The following is an 18472-nucleotide window of genomic DNA, read 5'->3' as shown; positions in this document are numbered from 1 at the left end:
GCGTGCCGCGTTCCGGGCGGGTGTCACGGTTAAGGCCGCCGCATCGGGACACCAGAGTGGGGCACCGACGAGTCGACGTACGGAGGCCCACGATGAGCGAATCCGCGGCACGCACCCCCGGCCCCCGGCCCGGCGAGGACACCAGAACCGCGGTCACCGTGCTCGTCGCGCTCGCCGCCAACCTCGTCATCGCCCTCGCCAAGGCGGTCGGCGGGGTCTTCACGGGCTCCCCCGCACTGCTCTCCGAGGCCGCCCACTCGGTCGCGGACAGCCTCAACGAGGTGTTCCTGCTCGCCTCCCTCAAACGCAGTAAACGCGCCCCGGACGCCCAGCACCCCTTCGGCTACGGCAAGGAGCGCTACTTCTGGGCCCTGCTCGCCGCCGTCGGCATCTTCGTCATGGGTGGCTGCTTCTCGTTCTTCCAGGGTGCCGAGGCGCTGCAGTCGAGCGGTTCGGAGGACCACACCGGCTATCTGGTCGGCCTCGCCGTGCTGGTGGTGGCCCTCGTCGCGGAGGGCTCCTCGCTGGTCCGCGCCCTGATCCAGGTCCGCGGCAACGCCCGGAAGGCCGGTCACGGCATGCTCGCCGAGGTCCGCGCGGGGCAGGACCCCACGCTGCGCACCGTACTGGCCGAGGACTCCACCGCCTGCCTGGGCGTGGTGTTCGCCCTGCTCGGCATGTGGCTCCACATGCTCACCGGCGACGGGGTGTACGAGGCGGTGGCGTCGTTCCTGATCGGGGCGCTGCTCGTCTACGTGGCCTACCGGCTCGCCAAGGAGTCGCGGGGCCGGCTGATCGGCGAGGCGATCGATCCGGCACAGCGGCGGGAGATACGGCGTTTCCTCGACGAGCAGCCGGAGATCGACACGGTGACCACGCTGCTGACGATGCGTCTGGGCACCGAATCGACGCTGATCGCGGCCCGGATCGACCTCGTCGCCGGGCTCGACAGCGAAGAGGTCGAGGAGGTCCTGATGCGGGTCAAGGCCAAGATGACGGAGGTCTGGCCGCACGCCGACCAGATCTTCCTGGACGTCACGGACGCGTCCGCCCAGGACCGCGCCCGGGCCCGCCGGGACCTCCGGACCCTCGATGAGGCGGTGGCCGCGAAGGGCGACACCGACGCCGGTGCCGAGGGCCGCAGCTCGTGAGATTGGAGGTGCCCTTGAGGGGTACTCGGGTGCGGACCGACCCGGAAAGCTAACTCATGTTCGGAGGCAATACTCATGGGCTTGGGCGGTTGCATCCTCATGGTCGCGATCGGAGGCATCCTCACCTTCGCGACGGACTGGGACGCCAATGGATTCAATGTGCATTTGGTGGGCCTGATCCTCATGGCGGTCGGCTTCATCGGCATGGCCGCGTACGTCAGTGTCTACAAGCGCCGGCGGATGATCCCGCCGACCGCCGCGACGCCCCCGGTGGTCGAGGATCCCGACCCGCACCATCACCGGCACCACTACGAGATCTGAGGCCGGAAACCCCCCGCCACAGGAGGTGGCCCCCGCCACGGGTGGGGGCCACCTTCTCTTCCACCCCCGGGAGGAGACGATGACCGCCGTACGCAGGGCCGCGCTGTTCGACGTGGACGGCACGCTCGTGGACACCAACTACCTTCACACCGTGGCCTGGTGGGAGGCGTTCCGGCAGGCGGGCCACACGGTGCCGATGCGGCAGATCCACCTCGCCATCGGCAGGAGCTCCGACCGGCTCCTCGACCATCTGCTGGGCGAGGACCGGGACCGGTCGCGGGACGGGACCATCAGTTCCGCGCACAAGACGCTGTACGCCACCTACTTCACCCGGCTGCCCGCTTTCGAGGACGCCGGGGCACTGCTGCGCGCGGTGGCGGGCCGCGGGCGTCACGTGGTCCTGGCCAGCTCCGCCGGCCAGGACGAACTGGCGGCCATGCGGGCGGCGATCGGCGCCGACGACCTGACCGGCGACGCGCTCAGCTCGGACGACGTCGAAGAGGGCAAGCCCGCGCCGGACCTGGTCGAACGGGCCCTGGAGCGCGCCGGCGTGCCACGCGGGGACGCGGTCTTCGTCGGTGACAGCGTCTGGGACGTGGAGGCCTGCCGAGCGGCCGGGGTGCCCTGTGTGGCGCTGCTGTCCGGTGGCGTCCCCCGTGAGGCGCTGGCGGACGCCGGAGCCGACGAGATCCGGGAGAGTCCGGCGGATCTGCTGGCCCGTCTCGACGAAAGCCTGCTGGCCTGATCGCCGCACCACTGGGGCACTGGCATGCACGACACCGCGCTCATCGTCATCGACATGATCAACACGTATGACCACGAGGACGCCGAGCTGCTGCTCCCCTCCGTCCGCGACGTGCTGCCCGCGGTGCGGGGGCTGGTGACCAGGGCCCGGGAGGCGGGGATCGAGGTCATCTACGTCAATGACAACTTCGGCCGCTGGCGCTCCCATCACGATGAACTCCATATCCGCCATCTGACGGTGGCGGTCCCCCACGGCGCGGTGGCGCACATCCACGGGGACCTGGCGGACGCCGCGCTGCGGATGATGGAGCGGAACATGAGCGTTGAGATCTGCTCGGCGGACGAGGTGCGGCTGACGCACGGGCCTTGACATGGAGCTGTTCGAAACCGTCAGAATCTGTTCAGCCAAGGGGGTTGAAGCCCTTCGGCACGCCCAAGAAGCAACATAATCGAAGAGAAGGGGATCGCCATGGCGGTCACTCGTAGATCGTTGCTGATCGCCGGCAGCGCCGCGCCCATGGCGGGGACGCTCGCCACCGGCATCCCCGCCCAGGCGGCCGCACCGGCCGCCGGCACATCCCGCGCGACCGGCGGGCGGAGCATCCCGCTCGCCGACGGCTGGCGGTTCGCGCTCGTCACCCCGGACGGAAACGCCGAGCCGGACGACGAGGCCGACGAAGACTACAAGGACGCGCGGAAGCCCGGCTACGACGATTCGGCGTGGCGTACGGTCGCGGTGCCGCACGACTGGAGCATCGAGCTGACCCCGACCACCGAGCACGGCACCACGGGCGGCACCGGCTTCCTGCCCGGTGGCATCGGCTGGTACCGCAGGTCCTTCACGCTGCCGTCCTCGCTCTCGGGCAAGCGGATCTCCGTCGAGTTCGACGGGGTCTACATGGATGCGTACGTGTACTGCAACGGCAAACTCGTCGGCAACCACCCCTACGGGTACACCGGGTTCGCCCTCGACCTCACCGATGTGGCGCACACCGACGGCACCACCCCCAACGTCCTCGCCGTCCAGGTCCGCAATCAGCTGCCCAGCAGCCGCTGGTACTCCGGCAGCGGCATCTACCGCCACGCCCGGCTCGTCATCACCGACCCCGTCCACGTGGCCCGCTGGGGCACCTACGTCACCACACCCGACGTGAGCCAAAGCCACGCCATCGTGCGGGCACGGACCACCGTCGTCAACGCATCCGGCGACGAGAAGCCCGTCACCGTCGTCTCCACCCTCAAGGACCCCGACGGGAAGACGGTCGCCCACACGCGGTCCACCCTCACGGTCGGCGCGGACACCACCCGCGACGCCACCCAGGAAGTCACCGTCGAGAAGCCACGACGGTGGTCCTTCGAGACACCCCGGCTGTACACCCTGGAGACCGAGCTACGGGTCGGCGACGAGACCACCGACCGCTACCGCACCCCCTTCGGCATCCGCCACGTCACCATCGACCCCGACCAGGGCCTGACACTCAACGGCGAGTACACCAAGCTGCGGGGCGTCGACCTCCACCATGACCTCGGAGCGCTCGGCGCCGCCTTCAACGCCGACGCCGCGCTGCGTCAGATGACCATCATGAAGAGCATGGGCGTCAACGCCCTGCGCACCTCCCACAATCCGCCCGCACCGGAGATGATCGAGATCTGCGAGCGGCTCGGCATCGTCATGCTGGTCGAGGCGTTCGACTGCTGGCGCACCGGCAAGAACCCGTACGACTACGGGCGTTTCTTCGACGAGCACAGCGAGGCGGACATCACCGAGATGGTGCGGGCCGCCCGCAACTCCCCCGCCGTCATCATGTGGTCCATCGGCAACGAGATCCCGGACTCCACCAGCACCGCCGGGCTCGGCATGGCCGAGCGGCTCATCGACGCCGTGAGGAAGGCCGACAACACCCGGCCGGTCGTGATCGGCTCCGACAAGTACCGCAGCCTGCCCGCGCCCGGCTCCGCCGCCGACCTGATGCTCGCCAAGCTGGACGGACTGGGCCTCAACTACAACACCGCGGCTTCGGTGGACGCCCTGCACGCCCGCTATCCGCATCTGTTCCTGTTCGAGTCCGAGTCGTCCTCCGAGACCTCCTCGCGCGGCGCCTATCAGGAGCCCGAACACCTCAACACCGGGGAGAACCACACCCCCGGCAAGCGCGAGCCCTCCAGCTACGACAACAACCTCGCCTCCTGGACCATGAGCGGCGAGTACGGGCTGAAGAAGGACCGCGACCGGAAGTTCTTCACCGGTCAGTTCCTGTGGTCGGGCATCGACTACATCGGGGAGCCCACCCCGTACGACGTGTTCCCGGTGAAGGCGTCCTTCTTCGGCGCCGTGGACACCGCCGGATTCCCCAAGGACATGTATCACCTGTTCAAGAGCCAGTGGACGAGCGAGCCGATGGTCCATCTGGTGCCGATGAACTGGACCGACCACCGCCCCGGCGAGACCGTCGAGGTCTGGGCCTACGCCAACGTGGACACCGTCGAACTCTTCCTCAACGGCCACTCCCTCGGCACCCGCCGCTTCGACACCAAGAAAACCACCGACGGCCGCAGCTACCTGGAAACCACCGAAGCCACCGACGACGACAAAACCGTCACCACCGGCCCCTACCCCGGCAGCTACACCAGCCCCAAGGCAAGCGCCGGCAAACTCCACCTCACCTGGAAAGTCCCCTTCACCCCCGGCGAACTCAAAGCCGTAGCCCGCCACAACGGCCACATCGTCGCCACCGACGTCCTGCGCACCGCCGGACAACCCCACGCCATCCGCCTCACCCCCGACCGCAAGACCCTCCACGCCGACGGCCGCTCACTGTGCTTCATCACCGCCGAAATCATCGACGCACACGGCGTGACCGTCCCCGACGCCGACCACCCGATCTCCTTCCAGGTGTCCGGAGGTTCGCTGGCGGGCGTCGACAACGGCCGCCAGGAAAGCGCCGAGCGCTACCAGGCCAGCACCCGCACCACCTACCACGGCAAAGCCCTGGCCATCATCCGCTCCGCCACCAAGCCCGGACACCTCACCCTCACCGCCCGCTCCACAGGGCTGCGTAGCGCCACCACCACTCTCCGCGCCACCGGAGGGACGTCGGACCGGGTCACCCCCACCCCGCCCTTCGCCCCCGACCCCGGACCGGCCGCGCCCGTCTACCCACTGGCCGACGCCGGCTACTCCGGCTCGCCCGAGACGCTGCCCGCGGCCATGCTGGACGGCGCCCCCGCCACCGGCTGGTCGAATGCCTTCCACAAGCCCGCCACCGCGCTGCTCCCCGCCTTCGACGGGGCGAGGGAGAGCGACTGGGTCTCGGTCACCTGGGCCAGGAAACGCCGAGTGCGCCGCGTCGAGGTGTCCTTCACCCTCGACACGACGCACACCCTCCCCGCCTCCATCACGGTCTCCGCCTGGGACGGACGCCGCTTCACCCCGGTGCGCGGGGCGGAGGTCACCTGGGCCGACGCGTCCGGCAAGCCGACCGTCGTCACCTTCACCCCGGTGCGCACCGCCCGTCTCCGCCTGGACCTGGTCAGCCGATTCCCCGGCGAGGCCAGGGGCGCCCAGCGGATCGTCCTGCTGGACGTCCCGGAGGCCTGACCCCGCACGGCCTTCCAGGGGCCGTGGCTCACCAGCCCGGGGAGTAGTAGTTGTTGTACCGCCGCTTCCGCGGGCGCAGGCTGATGGCGAAGCCGACCACGCCACCGGCGATGATCCACAGCCCGGGGCCGAACGCCCGCAGCCGGTCCATGATGCCGTCGAACGATGTCGCATCGTCCTGAGCGGCCTGCGTGCCCGAGGCGGTGGCGGAGTTGTCGGCCGAGCCGCCCGCGTCACCGATCCTGGTGCCCGGGATGGTCACGCCGAGCGCCGTCATCGCCTTGGTCACGGGCTGGAAGAAGGTCACCCCGCCCTTGGTGCAGTCGCCGCTGCCGCCCGAGGTCACGCCGAGCGCCGTGTTCCCGACGAAGAGCGGACCACCGCTGTCGCCGGGCTCGGCGCACACGGTGGTCTGGATCAGCCCGCTGACGGTGCCCTCCGGGTAGTTCACCGTCGCGTTCAGCCCCGTCACCTTGCCGGAGCGCAGTCCGGAGGTGGCGCCGCTGCGGAAGACCTCCTGGCCCACGGTCGGGTCGGCGGCGTTCGTGATCTTCACCTGCTGGCTGTTGCCCACGTCCAGGACGCTGTTCCGGGAGAGCTTGGTGTTGTCGTAGCGCACCAGGGAGAAGTCGTTGCCGGGGAAGTTGGTCTGCACGGTGGTGCCGATGCTCGTCCTGCCCGAGGTGTCCTGGAACCAGGGCGTACCGGGCGGGCCGCAGTGCCCGGCCGTCAGGATGAAGCCGGTCTGGCCGTTGGTGACGTTGAAACCGGCCGAGCAGCGGCTGCCGTTGGTGAAGATCGGGGCGGCGCCGTTGGTCTTGGTGGTGAACGTCCCCGTGGTGCGCTGCATGCTCACCTCCTCGCCCATCGGCTCGGCCATGTCCTTCATCTTTGACCAGTCGGAGGTGGAGACGGAACTGTCGCCCAGCACCATCACCTTGTTGGACTTCGGGTCGACCATCCAGGCCGTGCCGGCCACCTTGGGCGCCGAGCGCAGCGTCTCGGTGGCGGATTTCAGCTGGTCCATGCTGAACCGCACCCGCTTGGGCCGTGCCCCGGCCCGGCTGACCTCATCGGCCGCGTCCGCGTCGGTCACCGCGACCACCGGCTTCCCGTCCGCGGCTATCCAGTTCCCCGCCGTACGGGACGCGCCCAGCTCGGACGCCAGACGGCTCCCGAGGTCGGTTCTCGCGCCGCCCTCGGCGTTCTCCCCGTCCAGGACCTGCGAGGAGCCGCCGCTCTCCGCCCCGTGCGCCGATCCGCCCGGTGAGGTCTCTGCGACCAGCAGTCCGCCACAGACCATGCAACCGACGGCCGCGTACCGTACTGCATGGCGCACGCCTCGCCGCGTGTGCTTCACCACCACGTCTCCTTACGTCGATCCAGCGCGTCCGCCGACAACCCGAGCCCGGGGCTCGGCCGGCAGTGGCCCTCCCTTCTCATACGGGCGGAACCGGCGTCGCGCTCACCGTGGAGCGCGGCTGTTGTGACGCGGCGGGGATTCGAGGCGCGGCGCGCCTACTCGGGGGCCGTCAGGGGCTGCCCGCAGCGCAGGTTCCACCGGCCGGACCGGCCGCTCAGCGTGGTCGCGGTGAGCGGGGCGACGTCCAGCCGCCAGAAGGTCCCCGGGGGCAGGCCCAGCGCGTGGACCAGGGCGGCGCGGATCACGGCGGGTTCGGCGACGGCGAGCACCCGCATCTCCTGTCCGGCCCTCGACTCCAGCCAGGCGCCGGTCCGTTCGATCAGGTCCAGCAGCGACTCGCCGCCGTGCGGTGCCGCCGCCGGATCGGCCAGCCAGGTGGCGACCTCCCCGGGCGCCTCCCGCCCCACCTCGTCCAGCGACCGGCCGCGCCAGCGGCCCACGTCGAGGTCGCGCAGTTCGGGCGCCGCCGCCGCGTCCAGGGCGAGGGCCTCCGCGGTGCCACGGCAGCGCGCGGAGGGTGCGGTGAACGTCACATCGTGGTGCGGCAGGCCGCCCGCGGCGCCCCGGGCCCGCCGCACGGCGGCCGCGTCCGGCGGGGCGTCGTCGAAACGCACCTGCCGCAGGGCCGCGTTGACCGCGGGCGCCAGCAGGGTGATGTGCACTGCCTTGTCCCCCTTTTCCGTACCATCCGGCCCCTCCCGCTACGGCGCGGCCGCCGATTGCGGCGGCCGCGCCGTAGCGGGGGCCGGGTGTCGCGCGCTACGGTCTCATGGAAAACGACGGCGTGACGGAAGTCCGGTGAGAACCCGGCACGGTCGCGCCACTGTGTGTCCGGCGGAAGCGTCCCGTAAACGAGGGCCTTTCCGGCGGCGAGTCAGACCCGACGCCGTCGTACGAGTACCAACAACCGGGACGCGTGTTCCCAGGAGGTCGCCATGGCTCAGTCCGCCGTTCCCGCACCCAGCTCGCAGCCGGTGCCGGAGATCACCCCCATCTCGCTGAAGGCGATCGCCCCGTGGGCGCTGTTCTTCGGCGTCCTCATGCTGATCCTGCTGTACTTCGTCGGCGCCGAGCAGGGCGCCACGGCGGTCGTCTCCGGTGAGAACGTGCACGAGTGGGTGCACGACGGCCGGCATCTGCTCGGATTCCCCTGCCACTGACCGCGCTCACCGCATCGGCTTCAGCTCCACACCAGGGGAATCGACACAGTCATGAACTCCATATCCGTCCGGGCGCTGCTCGTCCGGGGCATGCTCGCGGGTCTCGCCGCCGGGCTGCTCGCGCTCGTCGTGGCGTATCTGCTGGGCGAGCCGCGCGTGGACGCGGCCATCGGGTACGAGGAATCGCACAGCCATGAACACGGCGGCGTCGAACTCGTCAGCCGCACCCTGCAGTCCACCGCCGGTCTCGCCACCGGCGTGCTGATCTACGGCGTCGCCCTCGGCGGCATCGCGGCCCTCGCCGTCTGCTTCGCCCTCGGGCGCGTCGGCCGGTTCGGGCCGCGGGCCACGGCCGCGCTGGTGTCGCTCGGGGCGCTGGTGGCCGTGTATGTGGTGCCGTTCCTCAAGTACCCGGCCAACCCGCCGGCCGTGGGCGATCCGGCGACCCTCGACCAGCGCACCACGCTGTACTTCCTGATGGTGGTGCTCAGTGTGCTGCTGACGGTCGCCGCGGTCATCCTCGGCAAGCGGCTCGCGCCGCGGCTGGGCAACTGGAACGCCACCGTGGCCGCTTCGGTCGCCTTCCTCACGGCGGTCGGGCTCGCGTACGCGTTCCTGCCCTCCTTCAACGAGGTGCCCCACGGCTTCCCGGCCACCCTGCTGTGGCAGTTCCGGCTGGCGGCGCTGGCCGTGCAGGCGACCCTCTGGGGCTCCTTCGGGCTGTTCTTCGGATATCTGGCCGAGCGGCTGATCGCTCCGTGCCCGGCGGTGGCGTCGAGCGCCCCGGCGAAGGCGGGCGTCGCCCACTGACCGCCCGCCGCCACGCCCGATCCGCATCCGCCACCAGAGGAACCACCACTCGTGCCGATAGCACGTCCCGCCCGCATCGACACCCTGTTGCTGACCGGCGCCCTGCTGCTGACCGGATGCGGCGGCGGCCCGGAAGCGTCCTCCGAATCCCCCAAGGACGCACCCGGGTATCCGCGCACCGTGAGCGACTGCGGCCGACAGGTCCGCATCACCGCACCACCCCGGCAGGCGGTGTCGCTCAACCAGGGGTCGACGGAGATCCTGCTCTCGCTGGGGCTCGCCGACCGGATGGCGGCCACCGCTACCTGGACCGACCCCGTCCTGCCCGGGCTGCGCGCGGCGAACGCCACCGTGCCCCGGCTGGCCGACAACGCGCCCTCCTTCGAGAAGGTGCTCGACAAGGAGCCGGACTTCGTGTCCGCGTCCTTCGAGTCCACGCTGGGCAAGGGCGGGGTGGCCACCCGGGAGCAGTTCGAGAAGCTGGGCGTGCCGACGTACGTCTCCCCCGCCGACTGCGCGAAGGACAACAGCGGGGACGGCGACGGCAGCCGCGCCACCCCGCTGACCATGGACCACGTCTACGGTGAGATCCGCGACCTGGCCCGGGTCTTCGGCGTGGAGAAGCGCGGCGAGAAGGTCATCGGCACGCTTGAGGACCGGGTCACGCAGGCCACCCAGGGCGTCGACGCGTCCGGCGCCTCCCTGCTCTACTGGTTCGCCAACTCCGAATCCCCCTATATGGCGGGCTGTTGCGGCGCGCCCGGCATCATCACGCACGCGGTCGGCGCCAAGAACGTCTTCGACGACGCCCACGAGGAATGGCCGCAGATCAACTGGGAGACGGTGGCGGAACGCAACCCCGACGTCCTGGTGCTCGGCGACCTCGCCCGGAAGCAGGAGTCGGCCGAAACCGCCGCGAAGAAGATCGCGTTTCTGGAGTCCAACCCGGCCACCCGGTCGATGGACGCCGTCCGCCACAAGCGGTACGTCATCCTCAGCGGGCAGGCCATGAATCCGTCGATCCGCACGGTCGACGGCATCGAGAAGGTGGCCGCCGCGCTGCGCCGCTCCGGCCTCGACCGATGACCGGTGTGACCGGTACGGCCATGGCCGCGGTACGCGTACGACGGCTGCGGTACCCGGCGCTGTGGGCGGCCGGGGCCGCGGCGCTGCCGCTGTCGATCGCCGTAGCCATCACGATCGGCCCGGCCGACATCCGGGTCGGCGATGTGTGGGCCGTGGTCGTGTCCCATCTGGGCTGGGGCAGCACCGGGCTGACGCCGATCCGGGACGGCATCGTGTGGGATCTGCGGCTGCCGCGGACCCTGCTCGCCGCGGTGTGCGGGGCCGGGCTCGCGGTGTGCGGGGCGGTGATGCAGTCGCTGCTGCGCAACCCGCTCGCGGACCCCTTCGTCCTGGGCGTCTCCTCGGGCGCTTCCACCGGCGCGGTCGCGGTGGTGGTGCTGGGGGCCGGTGGCGGGGCGGTGTCCGTCTCGGCCGGGGCCTTCGCCGGCGCGGTGGTCTCGTTCGCGCTGGTGCTGGTGCTCAGCCATGTGCTGGGGAGCACAACGGACCGGGTGGTGCTGTCCGGGGTGGCGGCGATGCAGCTGTTCTCGGCGCTGACCTCGTTCATCGTGATGACGGCGGCGGACGCGGAGCAGACCCGCGGAGTGCTGTTCTGGCTGCTCGGCTCGCTGGCGAACGTCGGCTGGGCCGAGGTGTGGGTGGGGTTCGCGGTGCTGGCCGTGGCGCTGCTGGTGTGCGGGGTACACGCGCACGCGCTGGACGCGTTCGCGTTCGGGCAGGACGCGGCGGCCACCCTGGGCGTACGGGTGGCCCGCACCCGGATCGTCCTGCTGACCGTCACCGCGCTGCTGACCGCGGCGCTGGTCAGCTCGGCGGGGGCGATCGGCTTCGTCGGGCTGGTGCTGCCGCACGCCGCGCGCGCCCTGGTGGGCTCCGGGCACGCCCGGCTGCTGCCGGTGACGGCGCTGACCGGGGCGGTGTTCCTGGTGTGGGTCGACACGCTGGCCCGTACCGTGCTCGACCCGCAGGAGGTGCCGGTGGGCGTGGTCACCTCGCTGATCGGCGTACCGGCCTTCGTCCTGGTCCTCTACCGCACCCGCAAGGCGGGGGCGGCATGACCGGGGACGCGGGCACCGGAACCGGGCTGCGCGCGGAGCGCGTGGCGCGCGGCGCGGGCGGCCGGCTGATCGTGGACGGGGTGAGCCTCGCCCCGGCGCCGGGGTCGTGCGTCGGGCTGCTCGGGCCGAACGGCTCGGGCAAGTCGACCCTGCTGCGGCTGCTGGCGGGGGTGCTGGCCCCCGCCTCGGGCGTCGTCACGCTCGACGGCCACCCGCTGGCGGACCTGCACCGCAGGGCGGTCGCGCGTCGGATCGCGGTGGTCGAGCAGGATGCCGTCACCCAGTCCGAGCTGACCGTGCGCGAGGTGGTGGGCCTCGGCCGCATCCCGCACCGCCGCCCCTGGGCGGGGGCTTCGGCGGCGGACGAGGAGGCAGTACGCCACGCCCTGGAGCGGACCGGGCTCGCGGACCGGGCCGGGCAGTCGTGGCACACCCTCTCCGGCGGTGAGCGTCAGCGCGCCCAGATCGCGCGCGCCCTCGCGCAGGCGCCCCGGGAGCTGCTGCTGGACGAGCCCACCAACCACCTCGACATCCAGCACCAGCTCGATCTGCTGGCACTCGTCGCGGATCTGCCGGTCACCACCGTGATCGCGCTGCACGACCTGAACCTGGCGGCGATGTACTGCGACGCGCTGCTGGTGCTGCGGGAGGGGCGGGTGGCCGCCGCGGGCGCACCCGGTGATGTCCTCACCGAGGACCTCATCGCCGAGGTCTACGGGGTGCGCACGGCCGTCACCCCGGACGGCCCCGACGGGCGCCCGCACATCCGCTTCCTCACCAGGTGACGGGCGCCGGATCACCCACCGAGCGCACCTGCGGATGCACACCACCGGAATCACCGGGAGAGTCGGACGTATCCGACATACCTGACGAGCTGGTTGAGGTGCTGCGGTATGCGTATCACCGGACTTGGACATGCAGGACTCTTCATCGAAACCGCGGCGGGATCGGTCCTGTGCGATCCCTGGGTGAACCCCGCCTTCTTCGGCTCGTGGTTTCCGTTCCCGGACAACACGGACCTGGACTGGGCGCACTACGGGCGGTCCGCGGACTATCTGTACGTCTCCCATCTGCACCGGGACCACTTCGACGCACGGAATCTGCGCCGCCATGTGCGCAAGGACGTCACGGTGCTGCTGCCCGCCTTCGCCACCGACGAGCTGGAGCGCGAGCTGCGCGAACTCGGATTCACCCGGTTCCTGCGCACCGAGAGCGGAAAGCCGGTCGAGCGGGACGGCCTGCGCATCATGATCACCGCCCTCACCGGCCCCGGCGACGGCCCCATCGGCGACTCCGCGCTCTCCCTGGACGACGGCAGGACCGTACTCCTCAACCAGAACGACGCGCATCCGCTGGATATCCCGGCGATCCGTGCGTTCGGCGAGGTCGACGCGTACTTCGTGCAGTTCTCCGGGGCGATCTGGTACCCGATGGTCTACCAGCTGCCGGACTCCGCGAAGCGGGAGTTCGCCGCCCGTAAGCGGCAGGGCCAGTTCGACCGCGCACTGCGCTACATCGACGCGGTCGAAGCGGCGCACGTCTTCCCCAACGCGGGCCCGCCGTGCTTCCTCGACGACGCGCTCTTCGAGCACAACGGCACCGGCCGCGACGGCGAGTCCATCTTCACCGACCAGCGGGAGTTCCTGACCCAGCTCGCCCAGGAGCGGCCGAATGTCTCGGCGCATCTGCTGCTGCCGGGCACGGTCGCGGAGCCGGAGGGCACCGCCTGCAAACTCACCCACCGCCACACCGACAAGGAGATCGACCGCATCTTCGGCGACAAGCGCGCCTATCTGCGCGACTTCGCCCGCCGTCAGCGCCCCGCTCTCGCCGCCGAACGCGCCTCGCGCACCCCCGCGCTGCCGCCGGGCCGGCTGCTGGCCGAGCTGAAGCAGTGGTGGGAGCCGCTGTTGGCGCGCGCGGACCACATCTGCGCGGGAGTCGGCGGCCCCGCCCGGCTGGATGTGGGCGACGTCCCGATCGTGATCGACTTCCCGGCGCGGGAGGTGCGGGAGTGGAACGGCGAGCGCTGCCGCTACACGTTGTCCACCACGGGCGACCTGGTGGCCACCAACGTCGTCAAGCGCGAGGTCGACTGGTCCAACAGCCTGCTGCTGTCGATGCGGTTCACCGCCAGCCGCATCGGGCCGTACAACGAGTTCCTGTACGTGTTCTTCAAGTGCCTGTCCATGGAGCGCATCGAGTACGTCGAGAACTACTACGCCTCCGGCGAGGACGACGGCCAGGACATCGAACTCGACGGCTGGCAGATTCAGCGCCGATGCCCCCATCTGCGCGCCGACCTGGGCCGGTTCGGGCAGATCGAGGGCGACGTACTCACCTGCACCCTGCACGGCTGGCGCTACGACCTGACCACCGGGCGCTGTCTGACGGCCGACGGCCACGACCTGCGCGCCAAGCGGTGCGAAAATCCCTGAGACGAGCGGGGCTGAAGCGCGTATGGGTTCGTGCAAACCCACCGAAGGAGTAGTCACCCATGGCGCGCAGAAGAGCCCTCGGTCGTCCGCAGAAGCTGATGCTGCTGGTCGGCGCGGTGGCGCTGGCCGGAACCGGAGCCGGAGTGATGGCGGCCACCAGTCATGCCGACACCACGCCCCGGAACGCGGTCAAGGCCGCGTCCACCGCATGCGACGGGCTGGCGCAGGCGCTGGCCAACAACGAGAAGTTCATCGCGGACCAGCAGGCGAATCCGGATGCCCAGTCGGACGCGCGGATAGCGAACCGTCAGGCGGTCATCGAGGAGATCAAGCGGAAGCAGCAGGCGTCCGGTTGTGCGGCGGACGCCCCGGCCGCGACGTCCTCGCCGGGCGGCGGGGACGCGGCGGCTTCCGGGGACACGGCGACCTCCGACGACGGGGCGGCCTCCGGAGACACCGCCGGCGGCGAGGTCGTCTGCGCGGGCTCGACGGTCACCCTGTCCGGCGAGGACGGGGCACCGGCCGCATCCAGCAACCAGTTCCCGGCGGGCACCAAGCTCAAGGTGACCAATCTGGACAACGACAAGTCCACGACGGTCTCCGTCACCTCGACTTCGGGCAGCTGCGCGCTGCTCAACAACGCCGCCTTCGAGCAGGTCCGTGAGCCCGGCAAGAACCTGATCCGCAACGCGCGCATCGAGCGCGTGGGCTGAGCCGCGCTGCGCACGGGGCCGGGAGCGAACCGCTCCCGGCCCCCCGGCTGCCGATCAGCGCACCTGGTCGGTGGCCTTGTCCCGGCGGGCGGCCACGGCCGCGAGCGCCTGCCAGGCCGCCTCCGGGTGGCAGGTCTCCTCCGGGTCGCCGGTGAACGGATCGAGCAGCACAGACTCGGCGCCCAGCCGGCGCAGCTCCTCGAGGTCGTCCATGACCTGGTCGATCGTGCCCTCACCGGCCTGGCGTTCGGGACCGGTGACCGGCTCGTCGGTGAGCTTCAGCACGACCCGCGGGGCCAGCCCGGGCACCGGCCGGTCCAGCTCCGCCGCGAACCCCTTCATCCGGTCCAGCGCCCCCCCCCCCCCCCGCAGCCAGTCGAGGGTGAACCTGATGGGATGCCACGCCTGGCCGTGCCGTACGGCCCGGCGCAGCGCGGCGTCGCTGTTGCCGCCCACCCAGACCGGGATGTCGCCGCTGCGGTAGTCCGCGTCGTTCTCCCAGGCCGTGCGGATGGCCTCAAGGGTTTCGTCGGTCAGCCTTCCGCGCCGCCCGAACTCCACGCCGAGCGCCTCGTACTCCTGCTTCGCCCATCCCACGCCGACGCCGAGGACCAGACGTCCCCCGCTGAGCTGGTTGAGGTTGCCGGCCATCCGGGCGATGAGGAGCGGATGCCGGTACGGGGCGACCAGCACGGTGGTCCCCAGCCGTACCCGGTCGGTGATCCCGGCCAGCCAGGAGAGGGTGGTGAAGGGCTCGTAGAACGGAGCGGGATACTGCTCTGCCACATCGGGGGTGACCGCGACGTGGTCCGAGACCATCAGCAGGTCGAACCCCAGCCCCTCCACGGTCCGTGCCCACTGCCGCAGCACATCCGGCCGGGTGCCCGGGCCGAAGTTCGGAACGTTGACTCCGATGTCCATGCCGTCACCCTAGGCAGTGATCATGAAGCCCTGGGCACTGGGCCCGTTCCCCTGCCGCACCGCCTCCTGCCCCGCTATTCTCCGTCCATGAACGCCACTTGGGACCCTTCCGCGCCCGGCGTGCTGCGGCTGCCCTCGGGCCGGCTCATCCGCGGCCGGGGGCTGCGCCATCCCCTTCCCGAGGGGCCCGAGCCCGCGTTCGGGCTGTATCTGCTGGGCCATGAGCCGCCCTCGGTGGACTGGGAGGCCCGCTGGCTGCGCTGGCCCGACTTCCGGCTGCCGGCCGACCGTGAGGAGGCCGCCGCCGCGCTGCGCGAGGCGTGGGAGCGGGCCGCGGGCGAGCGCGTCGAGGTCGCGTGCGGCGGTGGCCGGGGCCGTACCGGCACGGCGCTGGCCTGCGTCGCGGTACTGGACGGCGTACCGCCCGGGGAGGCGGTGCGGTACGTACGCGAGCACTACGCGGTTCGCGCGGTGGAAACGCCCTGGCAGCGCCGCTATGTCACCCGCTTCGGACAGCCCGCGGCCAGCAGGTGACGCCCGGCCTCGGCCCGGTGCTCAGACCGGCGCTCAGCCTCGCGCCGAAACTTCGTTGAGCCCCGAAATGAGCGCGGCATAGTGTCGGCGTCATGACCAAAGCGCCGGACACCGGTTACCCAAAGGAAGGGCCCGCCATGGCGGCGGCAGCCGTCACCGTCGTGCTGTGGGCCTCGGCCTTCGTCTCCATCCGCAGCGCGGGCTCGGCCTATTCGCCCGGCGCCCTGGCGCTCGGGAGACTGCTCGCCGGGACGGTGGCCCTGGGCACGATCAGCCTGATACGACGGGTGGGGTGGCCGCCCCGCGCCGCCTGGCCGGGGATCGCCTGCTCGGGTTTCCTGTGGTTCGGCGTCTACATGGTGGCGCTCAACTGGGGTGAGCAGCAGGTCGACGCGGGCACGGCGGCCATGGTCGTCAACATCGGCCCGATTCTCATCGCGCTGCTGAGCAGCAGGCTGCTGGGCGAGGGACTGCCGCGTCCGCTGCTGTGGGGGATGGCGGTGTCCTTCAGCGGCGCCGTGGTCGTGGGGCTCTCGATGTCCGGCTCGGGCCGTTCCTCCGTGCTCGGTGTGCTGCTGTGCGTGGTGGCCGCGGTGACGTACGCGAGCGGTGTCGTCTCCCAGAAGCCGGCGCTGCGGCATGGCGGAGCGCTCCAGGTGACCACGTTCGGCTGTCTGATCGGGGCGGTGACCTGTCTGCCCTTCGCCGGGACGCTGGTGTCGGAGGCCGCGCACGCTCCGATGTCCGCGACGCTCAACATGGTCTACCTGGGCCTCTTCCCGACCGCGCTCGCCTTCACCACCTGGGCCTTCGCCCTGGCCCGCACCACCGCGGGCCGGATGGGCGCCACCACCTACGTGGTCCCCGCCCTGGTGGTGCTGATGTCCTGGCTGGTACTGGACGAGGTGCCGGGTGCGCTGTCGCTCGCGGGCGGCGCGCTGTGCCTGGCCGGGGTCGCGGTCTCCCGCCGCCGTCCGCGCCCGGCCGGCTCGACGGTCGTGGCCACCGGCGGCCACACCTCCAGGGAAACTTCTCAGACATCTCCGACCGAATAGCCGCATATCGTCGTCAGTCACCTCCTAGCAGCTTCGGGCGCAGCACCGGCGCAATCCGGCCGTTGTGCCCGAGCTGCTTGGCACACTTTTTTGCACGAAAACGATCACTTCCAGCCCGATATAGTCCCGGTGTGACCGGTATCGCAGGGAAGAATCCGTCCCGCCACGGATGAGCGCGATGCGCGAGGGTACCCATCGCTTCATGGACACAAACGAGCAACCCATGCTCACGCCCGATCTGCCGCCCGTGGTAGACGTGCCGGATCTGACGTTCCCCAGCGGACGTCGCACCGTCACGTCCCCGGGCCCGGCGGAGCGGAACGGCGAAAAGGAATCCCCCGCCCCCTCCTCCACCCCCCAGCAGCGCCCCCTCGCGGCGTAAAGCCCGGCAACTCGGGCACTGAGCAGGCATGCGCCTTGCAGTGCTCGACATAGGTTCACGTGCCGTTCACCTGAAAATCGCCGACCTCGTTCCGGGCGGACCGCCCGAGCCGGTGACCACGCTCAAGCAGTCGGTCCATCTGGCCGAGGCGACCGACCACCAAGGCGTGATCAGCCAGGACGCCATCCGGCGCCTGGTCGGTGCCGTGGCCGAGAGCGAAGCGGTGGCGGCGGCGTATCAGGTCGACGACATGGTGCCCTTGGCGACCTCCGCGGTGCGCGACGCGGCGAACCGGAAGACGGTTCTCGCCGCGATCGAGGACGCCACCGGAATCCGGGTGCGCTTCTTCAGCGGCGAGGAAGAGGCGCGTCTGACCTTTCTGGCCGCGCGCGGCTGGCACGGCTGGTCGGCCGGGCAGATGCTGCTGCTCGACATCGGCGGCGGCTCGATGGAGCTGGCCTGCGGCAACCGTACGGAGCCCGCGGTGGCGCTCTCGCTGCCGCTCGGGGCCGGTCGGCTCACTCGCCACCACTTGCCCGACGAGGCTCCGGTGCACAAGCGGGACGTGGCGCGGCTGCGCCAGTATGTGCGTTCCGTCCTCGTGGAGGCAACGGTCGACCTGCGCGCCCAGCCGGTTCCCGTGTCCGCGATCGCCACGTCGAAGACCTTCACCCAGCTGGCACGGCTCGCCGGGGCCCCCAAGCCGACGGCCGGGGCGCCCGACCGCGCCACCCTCGCCCGCTCCGATCTGGGGAAGTGGATTCCCCGGCTGGCGGCCGGCTCCGATGCCGAGCGCGCCCGGCTGCCGGGCATCTCCGCGTCCCGGGCCCATCAGTCGCTCGCCGGGGCGATCGTGGCGGAGGCCGCCATGGAGGTGCTGGACGTGACCCGGGTCACCCTCTGCCCCTGGGCCCTGCGCGAGGGGATCCTGCTGGACCGGCTGGCCGGGCTCGGCGCGCAGCCGCTCCCCGCGGCGTTCGTGCCGAGGGCCCGCAGCCATGCCCGCCACCGGCTGCACACCGTTTCCTGAGCACCGCCGGGTCCGCCTGATCACTCCCGTCCGATCATGCCGGGATGA

General features: G+C 71.1%; 18 protein-coding genes. 15 read left to right on the top strand and 3 right to left on the bottom strand.

Annotated features, from left to right (window positions below; all coding sequences use genetic code 11):
- The first annotated feature begins 92 nt into the window (after positions 1–92).
- From ACH4SI_RS03475 to ACH4SI_RS03455, 5 genes are all read left to right on the top strand, one after another.
- The gene (locus ACH4SI_RS03475) at positions 93–1151 is read left to right on the top strand and encodes a cation diffusion facilitator family transporter (protein ID WP_398292015.1); all 1059 of its coding nucleotides are present in this window, start codon (positions 93–95) and stop codon (positions 1149–1151) included.
- Positions 1152–1226: 75 nt separating this feature from the next.
- A complete protein-coding gene (locus ACH4SI_RS03470) occupies positions 1227–1472 on the top strand; it encodes a hypothetical protein (protein ID WP_398292013.1) in 246 nt (81 codons plus the stop codon).
- 79 nt (positions 1473–1551) lie between these two features.
- Positions 1552–2217, top strand: coding sequence for an HAD family hydrolase (locus ACH4SI_RS03465; RefSeq protein WP_398292011.1), 666 nt, complete (start codon positions 1552–1554; stop codon positions 2215–2217).
- A gap of 24 nt (positions 2218–2241) precedes the next feature.
- The gene (locus ACH4SI_RS03460; RefSeq protein WP_398292009.1) at positions 2242–2586 is read left to right on the top strand and encodes an isochorismatase family protein; all 345 of its coding nucleotides are present in this window, start codon (positions 2242–2244) and stop codon (positions 2584–2586) included.
- Positions 2587–2685: 99 nt separating this feature from the next.
- On the top strand, positions 2686–5814 hold the full coding sequence (locus ACH4SI_RS03455) for a glycoside hydrolase family 2 TIM barrel-domain containing protein (protein ID WP_398292007.1): 3129 nt from the start codon (positions 2686–2688) through the stop codon (positions 5812–5814).
- Positions 5815–5842: 28 nt separating this feature from the next.
- On the opposite strand, the gene ACH4SI_RS03450 is transcribed toward ACH4SI_RS03455, so the two are convergent.
- Entirely contained in the window at positions 5843–7174 is a 1332-nt protein-coding gene (locus tag ACH4SI_RS03450) for a S1 family peptidase (protein ID WP_398292357.1), read from the bottom strand.
- A gap of 158 nt (positions 7175–7332) precedes the next feature.
- Positions 7333–7899: a histidine phosphatase family protein gene (locus ACH4SI_RS03445; protein ID WP_398292005.1), complete on the bottom strand. Its 567-nt coding sequence runs from the start codon at positions 7897–7899 to the stop codon at positions 7333–7335.
- A 273-nt stretch (positions 7900–8172) separates the two neighbouring features.
- Here ACH4SI_RS03445 and ACH4SI_RS03440 point away from each other — a divergent pair, with 273 nt between their 5' ends.
- The 7 genes from ACH4SI_RS03440 to ACH4SI_RS03410 all read left to right on the top strand — a co-directional run bounded on the left by ACH4SI_RS03440 (position 8173) and on the right by ACH4SI_RS03410 (position 14502).
- Complete coding sequence (locus tag ACH4SI_RS03440) at positions 8173–8397, top strand: CbtB-domain containing protein (protein ID WP_009720365.1); 225 nt, start codon at positions 8173–8175, stop codon at positions 8395–8397.
- A gap of 51 nt (positions 8398–8448) precedes the next feature.
- The gene (locus ACH4SI_RS03435; protein WP_398292002.1) at positions 8449–9207 is read left to right on the top strand and encodes a CbtA family protein; all 759 of its coding nucleotides are present in this window, start codon (positions 8449–8451) and stop codon (positions 9205–9207) included.
- Positions 9208–9258: 51 nt separating this feature from the next.
- The gene (locus ACH4SI_RS03430) at positions 9259–10293 is read left to right on the top strand and encodes an ABC transporter substrate-binding protein (RefSeq protein ID WP_398292000.1); all 1035 of its coding nucleotides are present in this window, start codon (positions 9259–9261) and stop codon (positions 10291–10293) included.
- Positions 10290–11351 carry a FecCD family ABC transporter permease gene (locus tag ACH4SI_RS03425; protein ID WP_398291998.1) on the top strand — a complete coding sequence of 354 codons (1062 nt, stop codon included), beginning with the start codon at positions 10290–10292 and terminating at the stop codon, positions 11349–11351. The genes ACH4SI_RS03430 and ACH4SI_RS03425 overlap by 4 nt, the downstream gene beginning before the upstream one ends.
- Positions 11348–12136 carry an ABC transporter ATP-binding protein gene (locus tag ACH4SI_RS03420; RefSeq protein ID WP_398291996.1) on the top strand — a complete coding sequence of 263 codons (789 nt, stop codon included), beginning with the start codon at positions 11348–11350 and terminating at the stop codon, positions 12134–12136. The genes ACH4SI_RS03425 and ACH4SI_RS03420 overlap by 4 nt, the downstream gene beginning before the upstream one ends.
- Before the next feature lie 108 nt (positions 12137–12244).
- Positions 12245–13789 carry a Rieske 2Fe-2S domain-containing protein gene (locus ACH4SI_RS03415; protein ID WP_398291993.1) on the top strand — a complete coding sequence of 515 codons (1545 nt, stop codon included), beginning with the start codon at positions 12245–12247 and terminating at the stop codon, positions 13787–13789.
- 59 nt (positions 13790–13848) lie between these two features.
- Complete coding sequence (locus ACH4SI_RS03410) at positions 13849–14502, top strand: hypothetical protein (RefSeq protein WP_398291991.1); 654 nt, start codon at positions 13849–13851, stop codon at positions 14500–14502.
- 54 nt (positions 14503–14556) lie between these two features.
- Here the strand turns inward: ACH4SI_RS03410 and ACH4SI_RS03405 are convergent, their stop codons facing one another.
- Positions 14557–15423, bottom strand: a complete 867-nt coding sequence (locus tag ACH4SI_RS03405; protein ID WP_398291989.1) for an LLM class flavin-dependent oxidoreductase — start codon at positions 15421–15423, stop codon at positions 14557–14559.
- A gap of 87 nt (positions 15424–15510) precedes the next feature.
- On the opposite strand from ACH4SI_RS03405, the gene ACH4SI_RS03400 reads away from it, so the two are divergent.
- The 3 genes from ACH4SI_RS03400 (at position 15511) to ACH4SI_RS03390 (ending at position 18424) form a co-directional block, all read left to right on the top strand.
- Positions 15511–15957, top strand: a complete 447-nt coding sequence (locus tag ACH4SI_RS03400) for a protein phosphatase (RefSeq protein WP_398291987.1) — start codon at positions 15511–15513, stop codon at positions 15955–15957.
- A 92-nt stretch (positions 15958–16049) separates the two neighbouring features.
- Entirely contained in the window at positions 16050–17012 is a 963-nt protein-coding gene (locus ACH4SI_RS03395; protein ID WP_398291985.1) for a DMT family transporter, read from the top strand.
- 410 nt (positions 17013–17422) lie between these two features.
- Positions 17423–18424, top strand: coding sequence for a Ppx/GppA phosphatase family protein (locus ACH4SI_RS03390; protein WP_398291983.1), 1002 nt, complete (start codon positions 17423–17425; stop codon positions 18422–18424).
- Positions 18425–18472: the final 48 nt, after the last annotated feature.

Source organism: Streptomyces sp. NPDC021212 (assembly GCF_044332925.1).
Classification (GTDB): Bacteria; Actinomycetota; Actinomycetes; order Streptomycetales; family Streptomycetaceae; genus Streptomyces.
Note: the sequence above shows the minus strand (reverse complement) of the source record. Positions and strands in the feature narration are given on the sequence as shown.